At 36.1% G+C, this 17967-nt stretch carries 15 protein-coding genes; 5 read left to right on the forward strand and 10 right to left on the reverse strand.

Annotated features, from left to right (window positions below; all coding sequences use genetic code 11):
• Positions 1-45: 45 nt before the first annotated feature.
• Both modA and C0T34_RS02180 read right to left on the reverse strand, forming a co-directional pair.
• Positions 46-801 carry a molybdate ABC transporter substrate-binding protein gene (gene modA, locus C0T34_RS02175; protein ID WP_098942524.1) on the reverse strand — a complete coding sequence of 252 codons (756 nt, stop codon included), beginning with the start codon at positions 799-801 and terminating at the stop codon, positions 46-48.
• Between the two features lie 254 nt (positions 802-1055).
• Positions 1056-2039 carry a sugar-binding transcriptional regulator gene (locus C0T34_RS02180; protein WP_109849640.1) on the reverse strand — a complete coding sequence of 328 codons (984 nt, stop codon included), beginning with the start codon at positions 2037-2039 and terminating at the stop codon, positions 1056-1058.
• Positions 2040-2410: 371 nt separating this feature from the next.
• Between C0T34_RS02180 and cutA the strand changes: the two genes are divergently transcribed.
• Both cutA and sra read left to right on the forward strand, forming a co-directional pair.
• Positions 2411-2719: a divalent-cation tolerance protein CutA gene (cutA, locus tag C0T34_RS02185; protein ID WP_098942522.1), complete on the forward strand. Its 309-nt coding sequence runs from the start codon at positions 2411-2413 to the stop codon at positions 2717-2719.
• A 331-nt stretch (positions 2720-3050) separates the two neighbouring features.
• The gene (sra, locus tag C0T34_RS02190; RefSeq protein ID WP_098942521.1) at positions 3051-3284 is read left to right on the forward strand and encodes a stationary-phase-induced ribosome-associated protein; all 234 of its coding nucleotides are present in this window, start codon (positions 3051-3053) and stop codon (positions 3282-3284) included.
• Positions 3285-3412: 128 nt separating this feature from the next.
• Here the strand turns inward: sra and C0T34_RS02195 are convergent, their stop codons facing one another.
• Positions 3413-4465, reverse strand: a complete 1053-nt coding sequence (locus tag C0T34_RS02195) for a nucleotidyltransferase domain-containing protein (protein ID WP_109849641.1) — start codon at positions 4463-4465, stop codon at positions 3413-3415.
• The gene (locus C0T34_RS02200; protein ID WP_098942519.1) at positions 4449-5228 is read right to left on the reverse strand and encodes a nucleotidyltransferase domain-containing protein; all 780 of its coding nucleotides are present in this window, start codon (positions 5226-5228) and stop codon (positions 4449-4451) included. The genes C0T34_RS02195 and C0T34_RS02200 overlap by 17 nt, the downstream gene beginning before the upstream one ends.
• Before the next feature lie 338 nt (positions 5229-5566).
• Between C0T34_RS02200 and C0T34_RS02205 the strand changes: the two genes are divergently transcribed.
• Together C0T34_RS02205 and C0T34_RS02210 are read left to right on the forward strand one after the other, a co-directional pair.
• Positions 5567-5968, forward strand: a complete 402-nt coding sequence (locus C0T34_RS02205) for a hypothetical protein (protein WP_109849642.1) — start codon at positions 5567-5569, stop codon at positions 5966-5968.
• Positions 5969-6075: 107 nt separating this feature from the next.
• Positions 6076-6699, forward strand: a complete 624-nt coding sequence (locus C0T34_RS02210) for an XRE family transcriptional regulator (RefSeq protein ID WP_239450313.1) — start codon at positions 6076-6078, stop codon at positions 6697-6699.
• An 81-nt stretch (positions 6700-6780) separates the two neighbouring features.
• Here the strand turns inward: C0T34_RS02210 and guaA are convergent, their stop codons facing one another.
• Both guaA and guaB read right to left on the reverse strand, forming a co-directional pair.
• Positions 6781-8358 carry a glutamine-hydrolyzing GMP synthase gene (guaA, locus tag C0T34_RS02215; protein ID WP_109849643.1) on the reverse strand — a complete coding sequence of 526 codons (1578 nt, stop codon included), beginning with the start codon at positions 8356-8358 and terminating at the stop codon, positions 6781-6783.
• Between the two features lie 101 nt (positions 8359-8459).
• Positions 8460-9926, reverse strand: coding sequence for an IMP dehydrogenase (gene guaB / locus C0T34_RS02220; RefSeq protein ID WP_098942516.1), 1467 nt, complete (start codon positions 9924-9926; stop codon positions 8460-8462).
• Positions 9927-10095: 169 nt separating this feature from the next.
• Here guaB and xseA point away from each other — a divergent pair, with 169 nt between their 5' ends.
• Positions 10096-11478 (forward strand): exodeoxyribonuclease VII large subunit, encoded by a 1383-nt coding sequence (xseA, locus tag C0T34_RS02225; protein ID WP_109849644.1) that lies wholly within the window; start codon positions 10096-10098, stop codon positions 11476-11478.
• Positions 11479-11585: 107 nt separating this feature from the next.
• Here the strand turns inward: xseA and C0T34_RS02230 are convergent, their stop codons facing one another.
• The 4 genes from C0T34_RS02230 to C0T34_RS02245 all read right to left on the reverse strand — a co-directional run bounded on the left by C0T34_RS02230 (position 11586) and on the right by C0T34_RS02245 (position 17889).
• The gene (locus C0T34_RS02230) at positions 11586-13829 is read right to left on the reverse strand and encodes a TonB-dependent receptor (RefSeq protein WP_109849645.1); all 2244 of its coding nucleotides are present in this window, start codon (positions 13827-13829) and stop codon (positions 11586-11588) included.
• Positions 13830-13995: 166 nt separating this feature from the next.
• Positions 13996-16164 (reverse strand): S9 family peptidase, encoded by a 2169-nt coding sequence (locus tag C0T34_RS02235; RefSeq protein WP_098942513.1) that lies wholly within the window; start codon positions 16162-16164, stop codon positions 13996-13998.
• 27 nt (positions 16165-16191) lie between these two features.
• Positions 16192-16974, reverse strand: a complete 783-nt coding sequence (locus C0T34_RS02240; RefSeq protein ID WP_233063621.1) for a TonB family protein — start codon at positions 16972-16974, stop codon at positions 16192-16194.
• A gap of 45 nt (positions 16975-17019) precedes the next feature.
• Positions 17020-17889, reverse strand: coding sequence for a ChaN family lipoprotein (locus C0T34_RS02245; protein ID WP_109849647.1), 870 nt, complete (start codon positions 17887-17889; stop codon positions 17020-17022).
• Between the last annotated feature and the right edge of the window lie 78 nt (positions 17890-17967).

The raw sequence follows: 17967 nt of genomic DNA on the forward strand, positions 1-17967 counted from the left end.
CCAGTGAGTTGGTGGCGAAAAAACACAATTTATGTGAGAAAAAATCTATGGTTTCGAAATTACAGGAAGAAAACCATAATCAGTAAAAGCCTTTATCCCTTCAGCACGCGTAAAATAATCAGCAAGTAATTGTGCTTCTTTTGGGCTTGCTGATGTTTTTAAAACAGCAAGTGTTGCCACTTCTTCTGGGCTGCCTTCAGGAACTGGAAGTAAAACAAGTTTATCTTGGTTTTTCATTGCATCTGCATATCCAATAATGGCGGCATCCACTTCCCCATTTAATAAATACATAAGCAATTGTTTAATCGTTGCAGTGCGCACAACAACCTTATTACGTAATTTATCGCCTTGACCTGACGCATCAATGAGTTGCTCGCCACTTTTTCCTAATGCGATAGCTTTAGCATCACCCATTCCTAGTTTTAATGAGCTATTCGCAAGATCTTCTAGTGTTTTAATATCACCCACTTTATCTTTACGCACAGCAATAACTGGAATATGACGAACAATAGAATACTGATTAACGACTTGCCCTTCTTTATCTAACTTTTCCACATAATCTTGTGAACCAGGAAAGAATAAGTCCCCCTGCTTAGTTAAATTAAAGCGTGTTAATATTTGACCTGAACCGCCATATTCAATAGTGACTTTATTTCCTGTCTCTTTTTCAAATACACTTACAACTTGCTCTACAGGTTGTTTTAACCCAGCTCCCGCATAAAGATGAAGCTCGGCTGCAAATGTATTATGACAAATTAATCCTAATGCTAGTCCTAAACCAGCAAGCAATTGGCGTTTCATAAAAGTGGAGACCCTAACTATCGTTATATAATTTTTTATATAATGAATGATATAACTGTTTAAGGCAAGAGGCTCATATAAAAAAAGAGAAAAATGTTAACAACTTATCATTTTTATCTTTTCCTTTATGTGTAAGCTTTACAAAAGAAACTACTCAAAATAAATACTTCAAATATTTTATTTTTTATCAGAGACAAGTAGATATTAAACTAACGGTTTGCCGACAAATCCTCGCTTTCACGAGGATTTTATGACTAATTATCTAGCTCTAATAATGCCAACGCTGTCACTTCATCAATCACAATATCCGTGGCGTAACCTCCTTTTATCGCCCCTATTGTTGCCTGAATATTTTCCACACCACCTGCAATAAAAAGTCGCTGTGTTATTTGTCTTAATTGAGCAAGGCTTATTCCCATAATCCTAAGATCAATATCAGAAACCAAAGGATTGCCTTGCGCATCATAAAAACGCCCACAAATTACACCAACAGCACCCAAATCACGATATTGAGCCATTTCACTGCTCGTTAAAACCCCCGTTGTTACCAAAGGATTGTCATCGCGTGTATTACCCACAACAAACAGAGCTTTATTACACTGATTTAGCGCTGAAAAATTACGCCTAATAATAGGCTCCGCTTGAAGTTCCATTGCTAGGCGTGCGCTAGACACCACCGCAGGTACATGTAAATTAATGCTGCACCCTGATAACTTGTTTGCGATTAACGCGGCTGCTTCTGTTGTTTTAAAATCAGGCTGTGGTGCCACTGCGCCTATCATTTGTAGTACTGTGATATTTTTTAATGACTTGGGTGGAAGATAATTACCCAATTTATAAATTGTTCGTCCCCAAGCAACACCTAAAATATCATCATCATTAATTATCTGAGAAAGATACATCGCTCCTGCTTTTGCTAATCTTTCTCTGTTCATATTTAAAGTATGTTGCGATTTATTCTTTTCTTCATCAGGTAAAATAAGCACATTATTAAGATCGAATTTTGCTTTTATTCTTATGGCATAATCAATCGTAGAAAATACTGATGAATCCAAGTTAATATTTACGAATCCTTTTTCTCTAGCTAGATGCAAATATTTCACTACAGTGACACGAGAAACACCCATTATATTTGCAACTTCACTTTGGCTGAGTCCGTCCTGATAGTAAAGCCAAGCAGCATAGAGAACGGGATCATTATCAAATAAACTCGCGTTTTTTAGCGAATTATTATCCATTTTAAACCCCACAAATTTTTATAAATCTTATGACTAATTAGTTTATTTTATATTAGAGATATTATTGAAGACAAAAATGCCTTTGGCAAAATTAAGCCTTATAACACAAATAGATACATTTCATTAATCTACTAATAATATCGGCACCCTGATATTTTTCTTTACTACAAGAACCTTATAATACGTAAAAAGCCCTTAATAATGCCGTAAACAGTTCATATCGAGAAAGTTTTTTTTGAAAATGCTATTTTATTTCGCTAAAAATAAAAATATTAGCTTTAAGTTTTAAAAAGTTTTATTTTGATAAAATTAAAACTACCCAATCCTTATTGTTGCTATGAAAAATCAAATTAATTTTAACAGGAAAAATAATGATAATTGCATACTCCACAGCACCAAATGAAACAATCGCTAATGAAATTGCTCACTACCTCATCAATGCGAAACTTGCTGCTTGTGTAAATTTAATCCCTCAAGTCAAATCTATTTATCATTGGAATAATGAAATTATTGAAGATAATGAAATACTTATGATGATAAAATCTGAAAAGAGCAAACAGCAAAACTTAATTGATACTCTTGTCAAAATACATCCTTACGATACTCCTGAAGTAATTATAATACCGATTGAAAATGGTTTTAAAGGTTATCTTAATTGGCTCCATACATCCTTGAATTAAAACAATGTTAAATTTTTAGTGAGATCTCTTTTTTAATATTTTTTCAAAAAAAATGATAATGAATTGTAAATAAAATTATCTTATACCATCTCAATTATTAGACAAGTAACTTATTGTTAATGTTAAATTAAATTTCTTATTTTAAATTAATACAGACATTTTAAATAATAAATAGGAGATTATTTATTTTATTGGTATGAATATATTTTAAATATATATAGGTTAAATAGTTTTTAATGCTAAATTAATAAACTTACCAACATCTTATTCTTTTTATTTTCTGTTATAATGAGCAGGCTTTCTCTAAATTACATGCAAAAAGGAGTGAGTTGTGAAAACAAACAGAGTCGCAAGACGTATTTTAGGTTTACCTTATAATTTAAGCCGGTCTAAAAAGAAAGTGCGTTTTTCCATTATTGCCTCTACAAACGCTGAAAACATACCTGCTGAGTTAAAAAACTCAAGTAAAGTCTGTTTAAAACAGGATTTCAGAAAGAAAGCAGAGCACAAGCGTGTCTATATGAAGTTAATAGATGCTTATCCAGAGTATCTTGCAACCAATTGATATGGTTATACGCCAACGCTATTTGATAAATATTTTTGTATTCAGTTTATATACTTAAAATATTAAAAATAGCATATCCCTTACATTACGTAAGGGATATTAGTTTTCTAGATTAGTTTATTTTCCCACTATTTATAAAGCTCTTTTCTTATATTTATAAGTGCAACTTCTGCAATTGAAGGTTCAATTTCATCAGGCAATGTGCTTAGGTGAAATGCATTCTCAATTTTCTTGATAAGAGTTTTACTGCGTTCTAATAATTCATCATAACTAAACTGACCCGCTTTAATTGCTAATAATTCATCTCGATTATCACACCAAACTTTTACTTTTCCTTCTTGTGCGATCCCTAATGCAATATAGAGTAATCTAAAGGTATGCATCATATTTTTACTATCGTAACTTCGCCCATGATCGATATTTTGTTGGTAACGAACATTATTACGTTGCTCAACCCACTGCCAATATTCATGATATTGCTTGCGATATGCGCTATAACCTTCTGTATTAAAACTGAGATAACCTTCTAATTTTGCTGTTTTAAAAATACTGCTTAGCAATACATCATTAGCACTTTCTTTTTTTATTATTCCTTGATAAGTCGCTTTATCATCATAATAAATTGCATAAATATCTTGAGCATGGGCAAGTTTTGTTAATCCAATATGTTCTTGTTTCCAATGTCGATTCTCTAACCAAGTATTGATTAAAATTGTTTTTCCATCTTCAATCACATAACAAAAGTCGAGAATAGTTTTTAATTTTTTTTCGACCGGATTGACTATTTTTTTGTTTAACCCTTGCGCTTTTTTAATCTGACCCTGTGCATAGTGCACAAATGTTTGAACGCAAGTTTTAGATAGAAACCATTCTGGCTTTATTAATGACATTAAAGGGTGTCGATAAATAACCATATCTTCAGGTGAATTAATTAATTCTAAAATATTAGGATTAGATGCACACAATAGTTCTATAAATCGTCCTAGTTCATAATAAACGATATCATTGGTTTCATTACTGACTTGTGGCGTGTATTCCAACCCATAAAAAAGATCTTTAGGGAGATAAAATATGCCTTTAATATCCGTATCTGATGTTTCCGTCGCAAGGTTATGAGAACGACTTCCAGCGATGCTTTCAAATAAAAGGTAAGGTTTTATATCTTCAATGGTCAGTTTCATCTAATTTCTTCCTAAACCAATTATTTAAAATATCATTGTCTGGCACTGTTCTTTTTGCTAATTGAACATTTGTCTCTTGCCATAAAAAAATCACTAAATATTGCATCGCATCTGTTGGGATCAAAATAAAGTGCTCATTTTTATCTGATTTAAATTCTACTAGCTCTTTGATGACTTTTTGTTCTTCACTAGTTAAAATTTTTATCAGTTTATTCAACTCCATTGGTGGGATATCACCCGTTTTTACTGTCCAATAAGCGGATAAAAGAGAACGTAGCATATAGAACCATTTTTTTAATTTTATTGGCTCTGCACTAATCTCACTCTTTGAGTTATTTTCAGGAGAATATCCACTTACAACTTTAGCAATTCCTCGGTAATGGTGAACAATCACTTTGGGTTGATAAAAGAGTTTTGCAAGCTCAAATAACTCTTTTTGAACATTAGGATACTCTTGATAAATTATTGGTGATTGGAGCCACTCTAATAATATACAGTTCGATTTACGTAATAAATGCAGTGCTTTGGTGATATCCCAAGCACCAACATCAAACCAACTGTTTTCTATCCATTCAAAGGTTTCTTTAGGTTTATCGATAGAAAGATAGGCATTGCGAGGGCGTATAAAAATACCCCTCACATCATAATCACTGTCTGTTGAGGCAAATCCCCAAGCTCGGCTACCACTTTCTGCAACATAAAGTAATTTAACTTGATGCTCTTGTTCTATTTGCGGTAATTTTTTTAATATCTCATTATGCATGATGTCCTTATCCCTTTATTTGTGACTTTTTTCACCAATTTACATCTCAACGCTAATATTCTATGGTTATAACACAGACATAAGCCAATACAAACTTAGTCAAATTCTCATTTTCCCCCATGTGTAATTAGGTGGTTTATAAATTAAATGATTACCTCACAACAAGCACGAGATATCGTTCTTAATCACTGTCATTCATCACCTTGTGATGAGCGATTTGCTATTTATTTTGTGAATTATCGGCTAAGCAAGATTTTTGGATAATCCGTTGTAACTCTGAACGTTATGTTATTTATAATCAACTAGAACACTGTTATGTTGGCGTAAATGCCTATTTAGTGGATACCTATACGGGTAAAATTGATATCGTTGGCAGTGGACAGAATGTCGAGGATTTTCTGCAAGATATCTATGATGCTCAAGCCGCTGGCAGTCAGTTTTATCTTCTTCGCCCTATCTTTTCTAAAGAAAACAAAATCGCATTACTTAATTTAAAACAATGGCTAGGATACGGATATACCGACACCGTTAATTTACTCACTATTAATAAAAATTGGTTTACTGGTAAACGCCGTAATTTACAACATGTACAGATATTATTAAATAAGAGAGATATTAACACAGAAATTATTTTAGCGGATAAAACTGAAGGTATAGTTATTATTGATAATAGTACATGGTTTGAAGAGGATATTAGAAAAGAATTAAGGAAGGTTATTAGGAATGAGAGTTCATGCTAATGAATTTAATCACGGTTCATTCAAAACAGAATAGATAAAAATAGCTAAAATGGTAATGTTACCCCATATAATATCTATTTATGATTTTTTATCTATTGGGGTTTTCTATGAACACAGATGATATAAGAAGTATTGCAGAAATCAGAAAAAACAATTTAATTTATATTCTTGAACATCATTATAAAGGCAAACAAAAAAGACTTGCTGATGCATTAGGTGTGGCACCAAGCATGATTTCTCGTTATCTATCACCAAAAGATTTAAAAAGCCATCGTGAACTTACCGATCCCATGTCACGAAAAATTGAATACGTGACTAAAATTAGTAAATATTGGATGGATGTAGATCATTTGAAAGAAGGTCATGCTGGATCAGAAAAAGAAGAATACATTCCGACAGAAATTAGCAAAATACTCTCAGATAACATCACAACATTCATGTTAAACGATGGAATAAAATCAACAGTTAAACTCTCCATTGACTCAGGTCTTGCACAGTCAACGGTTAACCGCATTATTAATTGTGAAGCAAGTGGCACGACTGAAAGTATTGATGCCATAGCTAAAGCAATGGGTCGTCATGCTTATGAATTATTAATACCTAAGAATGATAAAAGTGCTATTAATTACGATAGAAAAGCCTATTCTAAATTACCTTTAAGTGAGCAAATATCAATTCAAAACTTTATTGAATTTATTATTTATAAAAATAATCCTATCATTAATGAATAAAATATACAAAAAAGCCACCAGTAACTTACTGATGGCTATTGGTTTTTTAACCTTTATCAACGATTACTGATAAACGTTATTTTATTCCCACTCAATCGTTGCTGGTGGTTTACCGCTGATATCATAAACAACGCGGGAAATACCACTAACTTCATTAATAATGCGGTTAGAAACACGACCTAAGAAGTCATATGGTAAATGTGCCCAATGTGCTGTCATAAAGTCCACAGTTTCAACTGCACGTAATGAAACAACCCAGTCATATTTACGACCGTCGCCCATAACACCCACTGAACGCACAGGTAAGAACACGGTAAATGCTTGGCTTACTTTGTTATATAAATCAGCTTTATGCAGTTCTTCGATAAAGATAGCATCAGCACGACGTAATAAATCACAGTACTCTTTCTTGATCTCACCTAATACGCGAACCCCTAAACCTGGGCCCGGGAATGGGTGACGATAAAGCATGTCGTATGGTAAGCCTAACTCTAAACCAATCTTACGCACTTCATCTTTAAACAGCTCTTTTAATGGCTCAACTAAGCCCAGCTTCATATCTTCTGGTAAGCCACCCACGTTATGGTGCGATTTAATTACATGAGCTTTACCTGTTGCAGATGCAGCAGACTCAATCACATCAGGATAGATAGTGCCTTGTGCTAACCATTTAACTTGTGGCTGTTTAACGGCTTCTTCATCAAAGATTTCAATGAATGTATGACCAATGATTTTGCGTTTTTTCTCAGGATCATTCTCGCCTTTTAACGCAGTTAAGAAACGCTCTTCCGCTTCAACATGGATAATATTTAGGTCAAATTTACCTTTAAACATTTCCATGACTTGTTCTGCTTCATTCAGACGCAATAAGCCGTTATCAACAAATACACATGTTAAACGTTTACCAATCGCACGGTTTAACAATAATGCAGTTACTGATGAGTCAACACCGCCTGATAACGCTAAAATAACGTGATCATCACCAATTTGCTCTTTTAAACGAGCAACCGTGTCTTCAATAATTGCGGCAGAAGTCCATAGCGCATCACAACCACAGATATCTAAAACAAAACGTTTTAAAATCGCTAAACCTTGATGGGTATGTGTAACTTCAGGGTGGAATTGAACACCATAAAAACGTTTTTCTTCATTCGCCATAATAGCAAATGGGCAAGTCTCAGTGCTCGCTACCGTTACAAAATCTGATGGAATAGCAGTAACTTTGTCACCGTGGCTCATCCATACATCTAATAATGGTTTACCATCTTCGCTAACAGAATCTTGAATATCACGGAACAGTGCACAAGTTTCACGAATTTCAACTTGTGAATAACCAAATTCACGCTCACCAGAAACTTCGACGTCGCCACCTAATTGCATCGACATCGTTTGCATACCATAACAAATTCCTAATACAGGAACGCCTGCATTGAATACGTATTCTGGTGCGCGAGGGCTGTTGTCTTCAGTAGTACTTTCAGGGCCACCAGACAGAATAATACCATTAGGATTAAATTCACGAATTTGTTCTTCTGTAACATCCCATGCCCAGAGTTCACAATAAACGCCGATTTCACGAATACGACGAGCAATAAGCTGCGTATACTGTGAACCGAAATCAAGGATAAGAATGCGATGATTATGGATATTTGCTGTCATTTGTGGTGAATTCCAAAACAGATAAAGTCATAAAGTTGAAAGGCTTGCTAATTTATAATCAAAACAAAGTAATAACTAAAACAAGCCTTTCTCGGAATAAATTACATACCTAAGCGATAGTTAGGAGATTCTTTTGTGATGGTCACATCATGGACATGGCTTTCTTGAATACCCGCACCACTGATACGAACAAATTCAGCTTTGGTATTCAAATCTTTAATTGTTGCACAGCCTGTTAAGCCCATACATGAGCGTAAACCACCCATTTGTTGATGAACGATAGTTTTCAATAAACCTTTATAAGCAACACGACCTTCGATACCTTCTGGTACTAATTTGTCTGCTGCATTATCAGTTTGGAAGTAACGATCTGATGAACCTTTAGACATCGCACCTAATGAACCCATGCCTCGATAAGATTTATAAGAACGGCCTTGGAACAGTTCGATCTCGCCCGGAGATTCTTCAGTACCTGCAAACATTGAACCAACCATAACGCAAGCTGCACCTGCTGCTAATGCTTTTGCGATATCGCCAGAAAAACGAATACCGCCGTCTGCAATAACAGGAATGTTGCGATCTTTCAGCGCTTCAACAGCATCTGCAATAGCCGTAATTTGTGGTACACCCACACCTGTTACGATACGTGTTGTACAAATTGAGCCTGGGCCGATACCTACTTTAACCGCGCTCACACCAGCATCTGCTAGTGCTAATGCACCTTCTGCGGTTGCAACGTTGCCACCAATAATAGGTAGATTTGGATATAATGCACGAGTATCACGAATACGCTGTAAGACACCTTCAGAGTGACCGTGAGATGAGTCAATAAGTAAAACGTCAACGCCTGCAGCAACTAATGCAGCAACACGCTCTTCGTTACCGGCACCCGCACCAACAGCAGCACCAACACGTAAACGACCGTGTTCGTCTTTACAAGCATTTGGTTTACGTTCTGCTTTCTTGAAGTCTTTTACAGTGATCATTCCTTTCAGGTGGAAGTTGTTATCAACCACTAAGGCTTTCTCTACACGTTTTTCATGCATTCTTTGCATGACAACATCTCGTGCTTCACCTTCTTGTACAGTCACTAAGCGCTCTTTTGGTGTCATTACTGCTGTAACAGGTTGGTCTAAATCAGTAACAAAACGAACATCACGACCAGTAATAATACCCACTAATTCGTTGTCATTGGTCACAACTGGGTAACCCGCAAAACCATTGCGTTCAGTCATTGCTTGAACTTCACGTAAAGAAGTTTCTGGTGTTACGGTAATAGGATCAGTGACAACACCACTTTCATGTTTTTTCACACGACGAACTTCTTCAGCTTGGCGTTCGATAGACATGTTTTTGTGGATAAAACCAATTCCACCTTCTTGAGCTAATGCGATAGCTAAAGGCGCTTCAGTCACAGTGTCCATTGCAGCAGAAAGCATAGGAACATTTAGGCGGATTGTTTCAGTCAGTTGAGTGGACAAGTCGGCAGTATTAGGAAGAACAGTGGAGTGTGCAGGAACTAACAAAACATCATCAAATGTAAGTGCTTCTTTTTTAATTCGTAACATAGCAATATCTCACCAAGGCGGCTTTTAGGAAATAGAAAATATTGCCGCGGAATTATACACACCGTAATCGGTTGCTTCTAGTTTTTTTTCAAAATTTTTATTGATCCTGCCACTAACTTAGGTAGTATCAATCAATTAAGTCTTTGTTTTAAAATTTGATCTGGCTCACATGACACTACCGATAAACAATAATATTTTTACTGTTAGCCGTCTAAATAAGACCGTTCGCCAGTTATTAGAAATGGAAATGGGTCGCATTTGGATCAGTGCTGAAATTTCCAACTTTACTCAACCCTCTTCTGGTCACTGGTATTTTACGTTAAAAGATACTAATGCCCAAATTAGAGCCGCGATGTTTCGTGGGCAAAATACTAAAGTTACTTTTCGCCCTCAACATGGCCAGCAAGTCTTAGTGCGTGCAACAATTACATTGTATGAGCCAAGAGGTGATTACCAATTGATTGTTGAGAGTATGCAACCTGCTGGCGACGGACTTTTACAACAACAATTTGAGCTATTAAAACAAAAACTCAGTTCAGAAGGTTTATTTGATGCTATTCATAAAAAACCCCTGCCATCACCCGCTAAACAAATTGGTGTTATCACTTCATCAACCGGAGCAGCACTACACGACATTTTAAATATTCTTCGTCGTCGTGACCCCTCTTTGCCTGTTCTTATCTATCCAACTGCGGTTCAAGGTGCTGAAGCGCCTATGCAGATTGTTCATGCCATCGAGCTTGCTAACCGCCGCAAAGAGTGTGATGTTTTAATTGTTGGTCGTGGCGGTGGCTCGTTAGAAGATCTCTGGGCATTCAATGATGAACGCGTTGCTCGTGCTATTTTTGCCAGTGAAATCCCGATTGTAAGTGCCGTTGGCCATGAAACTGATGTAACCATAGCTGATTTTATTGCCGACCTTAGAGCACCAACTCCTTCTGCAGCAGCAGAACTAATCAGCCGTAACAAGCTCGAGCTATTGCGCCAATTACAATCACAACAACAACGCCTTGAAATGGCGATGGATTACTATTTAGCAAAAAAATTACGCGCAATAACACAACTTCATCATCGTTTACAACAACAGCATCCTCATTTACGTCTTGCTCGTCAGCAAAATGTATTGGCTTCAACACAACAGCGTTTAGTTTCTAGTTTTCAGCGACTATTGCAAGCCAAACAACATCAACAAACACAACTACAAAAACGCCTTAATTACCAAGAGCCTAGTTCCCAAATTCAAGCATTACTTCGCCAACAACAACAGTTGATTTACCGTATGCGAGAAAGTATTTCACAACAGTTGTCTCGTCAACGTGAACAATTCGCTATTAGCTGTTCTCGCTTAGAAAGTGTGAGTCCTCTCGCAACACTTTCTCGTGGTTACAGTATTAGCGAAACAGAGTCTGGAGAAGTGCTGAAAAATACCAAACAGGTGAAAGTGGGCGATCCGCTAAAAACGCGTGTTGAAGATGGTTGGATCACCAGTGAAGTGGTTAAAACACAAAAGATAAAAGCTAAACGTAAGACTGCCTCTAAAAATGAGAATTAGCCATATCAAATGGTTTAGTTCAACATAAATAAAAAAGGAAAACGGCATCCGAATTATACTGATGCCGTTTTTTATTATTTATATTTTATGATAATCATTACGTTACATTAAAAACGTACTTCTCCTGCAAAAAGATAACTTCTACCGCGAGCTGTTTGTGTATTAGCACTCGGATCTTGCATAATTGGTGATGAATTACTTCTATCAAGCGCATTAGAATAATTTTTATTCATTAAATTATGTACTGCGAATTTCAGTGAGATATTTTTATTAATTTGATAATTACCATAAACGTCAATTATCGTTGGGATTTTTTCTTGTTCAACCATTGGCACTATACCTAAATCGTAATCAACACCTTCTGGTGAAGATTTTCGTGATTTACCTGTTATTTGAATAACCGTACCCAGTTCTAATGACCTGTCATCAAAGAGGCGAATACCTGTATCTATAGTGGCATAATATTTAGGAAGCTCAGAAGCTGGTGATTGTCCAAAATCTAAGCTAGCAATTGATGTGGGTTGTGATGTGCGTTGATCACTATATGACAGATTAGCGTAGAATACTTCTGCATCATAATTAGCTTGTAACTCATAGCCACGTAAAACCACAGGATCGATACTGTTAGTATGAAGATTAATATTACCGTCATTTTCCATATTGGCGTAATCATCCAATGTTAATGTATCATCAGCTCTACAACGGATCCCTCCTTTGCACACGATAAAAGATTCACTAGAAATATAATTTTTGATCTTTGTGTAATACCATAATCCTTTAAATCGAAAGCTATCACCTTCGATAATTAAATCAGGGCGGTAACTATTAAACCCAAGCTGGAATGTATCAGCCTTTTCACTCTTTAAATATGGATTCATTGAAGCACCACCTTCATTGGCAAAAAAGATCTCTTGTGAAGTGGGTGCTCTCATGGTGTGAGCATAACTAACAAAGGGTTGAAATTCAGAAATAATTTCAGCGGAAAGTAACACCCCAGGATCCCAATTTCTATCATGACGATTTACATTCATTTCACCTTCAGGGAAACATGCATCACGAGCCGCACACGCTGGCTTATATCCTTTTATATTGTAATCCACATAATTTAAATTTAGGTCAAGAGTATAAATATCGTATTCAAATTTCATTTGTGAAAAGAAGCTAGTTAAATCATTTTTTCCTTGTGGTGCAAATGTATTATTTTCAACCATATTATTTGCTTGCCACGGGTCCGTAGAAGGCGCAATAACACTACGCTTGTATTCTGTTGACATTAATTTAGAGCCGAGTGTTAATGCCATATCAATTTCACCATAATTAAAACGGCTGGTATTTTTAACTACGAGAGAATCAGAGGTATTTTTGGCATTTGCATTACGCAAGCTCATTAAAGAATCGCCTTCAAATTTTTGAGACGCTTGGCTGTGACTCAAACGAATTTCACTGTCAAAAAGATCATTTAATGGTGTATAGCGATATTTTGCATAATAATCTTTAGCATCAATTTTACGTCGATTAAAATTATTATTATAAAATCGACCACTTAATTCTAATTCATGGGAATCGTTTGGTTTAATATTAATTTTTGCTAATTCTGAATGGGGCTTTTGATTAAAATGTTTATTAGTCGCAAATTCTTCACTATTAAAACCAGCACCATTTTTATAAGAAGATTCTATTTTGTGTCCACTTAACGCAATCATTGCACCAGCTGTACCATTATCATTAAATAATGAACGTTGTCCTGCAAAAGCGACCATACCGTTATAACCTAACCCATTAGTACCACCAGCTGCTTTACTTCTTACTCCCCATGAATTTCCTTTAAATAAAATATCTTCGATACCAATAGTTTTAAAATTAGCGCTACCTGCTAAGGCATTGATACTATTTTCACCATCTTGTTGACCTCGAGAAATATCAACTTGAACAATAAAGTTTGGATCAAGCATGCTATTAAATTGATTATATGGCTGACCACCATGGCTAATTTGGCTAGGAGATGTGCTATATGTTGTTTGCGTAACACCATCTACCATCATATTAACGCGCCCAAAACCACTAAGCCCGCGAATATTAACACTCACACCGGGTTGACTTACATCCATTTGAGTGTAAGTCCCAGGTGTTGATCGTAATGCTTGTTCAACAGACTCTAGATTATTAATTTCACCAATAGAACTATAAGCACCTGGTTTTCCCAATGCTTTTTGTTCTGGTGTTTCTTTTTGTGCTGATGAAACTTTTAAGCTACTAAATTGAACCGCTTTATCCGCTTCAGATGCGATGACAAGATGATTAATACCCGAAAATAAAATAAGAGTGCTAAGTATTTTCCTTGTAAATTTCATAATAAACCTATTCTTTATTTTTATTTAAATAGGCTCACGTTGCTTTATATAAAGTAATTAAACTAGAAAATATTATTATTGTTATATTCGCTTTAAATAATAGCACTGTCTCTCTTAAAGAGAGACAGGCTAATTTTATTAAACTTATTTATTATTACAGATTATTCTATTTTATATTTTGAGTTTTAAAATAGACTTCAGGTTGTTCTAACATCAGAATAAAGGCATATTCTTTTGCAGTATCGCGTAAGCGATTAAAACGCCCTGATTTACCACCATGCCCTGCACTCATATTCGTATCAAGTAATAGTAGGTTATTATCTGTTTTTAATTCACGCAATTTAGCAACCCACTTTGCAGGCTCCCAATATTGCACTTGTGAATCATGTAATCCCGTTGTGACTAATAAATGAGGATAAGCCTTAGCAACGACATTATCGTATGGGCTATATGATTTTAAGCGGAAATAAACGTCTTTATCGGCAGGATTTCCCCACTCTTCATATTCCCCTGTTGTTAAAGGGATTGATGCATCTAGCATGGTTGTCACAACATCAACAAATGGAACTTGAGATACAACACCACGGTATAATTCTGGTGCCATATTCACAACAGCGCCCATTAATAAACCACCCGCACTACCACCCATAGCATAAACGTGTTTAGGCGCTCCGTAGCCTTCAGCAATTAGGTATTTAGTGGCATCAATAAAATCAGTAAAAGTATTAACCTTATGTTCCATTTTACCTTGGTTATACCAGCGCTTACCTAATTCACCACCACCACGCACATGCACAATCGCATAAACAAAACCTCGGTCTAACAAACTTAAACGAGGTGAGCTAAATGAAGGATCAATGCTACTACCGTAAGAGCCATAACCATAAATTAAGATAGGATTTTCACCTTTCTTAAATAAGTCTTTGCGATAAACTAATGATACGGGAACTTCAACACCATCTTGTGCTTTTACCCAAATGCGCTCACTTTCATACAAATCACGTTCAAAGCCTTTCACTTCTTGCTGTTTAAGCAGTTGCTTTTGATGTGTTTGCATATTCCATTGATAAGTTGAAGATGGTGTTGTCATGGATGTATAACCGAACCGAAGCTCTTCACTATCTGCTTGAGGGTTAAATCCTAACCATGCCATATAAACAGGATCGTCAAATGTGACATTGGTTGATTGACCTGTTTTCCAATCAATTTGGCGTAATGACACTAGGCCTTGTTTTCTTTCTTCAACCACTAACCAGCGATTAAAGAGATCAAAACCTTCTAAATCGACATCTTTTTGTGGCGCAATGACGGTTTCCCAAGGCTTATCAATTGATGATGTTTTATAAAGACCAAATAATTCACTCTCATGATTCGAACGAATATAAAATTCACCATTAAAATGGTCGATATCATATTCACGCCCTTCTTGACGTGCAGAGAAGATAACCATTGGTTTTTCTGGAGCATTAGCGTCAATTAAGCGAGACTCAGAGGTTGTTGAGCTTTCAATAGAGACAAGAATGTAATCTTCAGATTTACTTTTACCCATCCAGGTATAAAAACGATCGTCGTTTTCTTCGAAGATTTTGACGTCTTGTTTACGATCTGTGCCATATTGATGGCGATAAATTTGATAAGGCAACAGTGTTTGCGGATCTTTATCAACATAAAATAGTGTTTTGCTATCATTTGCCCACACTAAGTTTGCTGAGATATTGGTTAACACATTCTCTTTCCATGTGTTATCCGATAAATCTTTATAGGCAACATTATAGTTTCTGCGCCCTTCTTTATCTTCTGCAATGGCAATGCGTTTGTTATCAGGGCTAATGGTCAAATCACCTAATTGATAGAATTCATGCCCTTTAGCACGTTCGTTTCCATCAACGAGAACTTCCCATTCACCTTCACTATTAACTGCCTTACGCTGATAAATAGGAAAATCTTTACCTTCTTGGTAAATAGTACGATAAGTATAGCCATTATAAATATAAGGCACAGACTCATCATTTTGAGCCATGCGGCTCACCATTTCATTAAAGAGTGTTTCTTCTAATGCCTTACCTTCTTTCATTACCGATTCGGTATAAGCGTTTTCAGCATTAAGATAATCAAGCACTTTAGGATCTTTGCGTGAATCATCTCTTAGCCAATAATAATTATCGGTGCGTGCATCGCCATGTTCTGTCATCACATGAGGTACTTTGTTCGCTTTTGGTGGCGTCACTAGGGAGTCCTTCTGATTTTGAGCCAATGCAGGTGTTGCTGAAATTAACAATGCCATGATCGCACTCGTTAATTGCAACGTCATCCGTTTTTTTGTTGCGATTAGCATAACGTTTTATTTCCTTTTGACCTGTCGTTAGAACGTTAGTGTAGAAAACTCAATTGGCATTTCAACCATTATTTTACCTTTCGACAATAACTCGATTGGCGGTATCGGTAAGGGCTCTGCACGTTTGAGTACTCTTTGTGCTTCTCTATCTAAAGAGCGCACACCACTGCTGAGAATTAATTCACTGGATATGACATAACCTTGTTCATCAACAAAAAAGCGTACTTTAGAAACACCACTTCTGCCTTTGCTTTTTGCTTCTTCAGGATAGGCTTTATAGCGATTAAGGTGTCCTTTTGTTTTAGCTTGCCATAATGCTAATGCGCTTTCTGAGCTATCTGAATCGCTGTCATAATTTGCACTGACATCATTAGATTGCTGTTTCGCCGCAGAGCGACTACTTGAAGGTGCTGATTGGCTAGACACATTTTCACTCATAATCGGTGCAGGTTTTACAGGAGAGGTAACAGGAGTTACTTTAGCAGTTTGCTCTACATTGACCCTTTTTTGGGGTTTTTTGATCAAAATATCAGCATTTTCATTCACCATAAGATCAGGTTGCTTTTCAGCAACATCTTGCTCTACCTTTTTTTGGCTTGCCACTGCCAGTTGTTGATCGACCCCTACAACCTGTTTTTCATCACTGAGCGCTTGTACATTTTCACTTAAGCTCATCATTACAGCTAATTCAGGCTCTTGTATTAATACCGTATTTTCTTTATTGAGAAAAAAGTAAGCCATAACAAAAATAGCATGTACACCGATAGCCAAAATTAACGCTTTAGAACTGCAAAGCTGAAATTTTGGCATTTGATCCATACAAGAAGAAATAAGCATATTCGTGTTATCAATAAATTAAGGTAATGCGACAGGTGTTATCCAAAGATAATCGGCATGAACTGGAGTGATATCACTTCCCTCTTCCGTCATTATCACGACTGTCACGTTTTCATTCGGCGCTAAATCAGCAACGTGTAAAGGTACACCCATTACTTTTGTGGCATGAAAAGAGCCAGCAATTAAAAGTGCGGGTGTCGGAGCATCTAATAAACTTTTAGCCATTGCACGATCACGCAATTGCTGGATAACTGTCATTTTTTCTGCTTGTGTTTTATCAAGCTCGCCACCATGAGAAAGCTCGATTGTTTTTTGAATAAGTTGGCGAACGGATTTATCAGTTGAATGTACACCATCAATAATAGGAGGATTTTTATACGCACTAGATATTTCACTGCGATCAATATTGGCGGCTAATAAAGGATAATCGGCGCTTAGTCCTGCTTTAACAATATTGCCATACCATTTCCAAGGCCAACCTGAATTCCACTTTAATGCAGCCATTAATCGCTCATCACGTAAGTATTCAGAGCCTGAATAACGTTTCTTTGTGTTATCAACTAAGGATTGCTGGCTTGGTGTTAGCATCTCGAGTAAAACAGCGCCTTGGGGTCGCTTTTTAGGTAACTCTGTCATCAACCAATATTCAATATCATGATGATAAGCATTATCATGTTTTTCGCCAATAATCACACGTGATTGACTTGCTAATCGTGTTAACAGTGTATCTGCTGTGATGGATTGCCCAGTCTGAGTATCAATGATGTTTGCCGACTGAATAATTGCCAGATCTACGGGTGATGCAGGTTGTTTTTCTATCGAATGACATGCTGAAAGACTAATTAATGAAACTAGTAGTAAGATCCTTTTTGATATTGAGAAAAACATAATCATCCTATTAGTTATATATACTTACTTCAGTTAGGTAAATAGGTTAATATTATTGCTAATAATTATCAATATCAT

It is taken from the genome of Proteus sp. CA142267 (genome assembly GCF_003336825.1).
Taxonomy (GTDB): domain Bacteria; phylum Pseudomonadota; class Gammaproteobacteria; order Enterobacterales; family Enterobacteriaceae; genus Proteus; species Proteus terrae.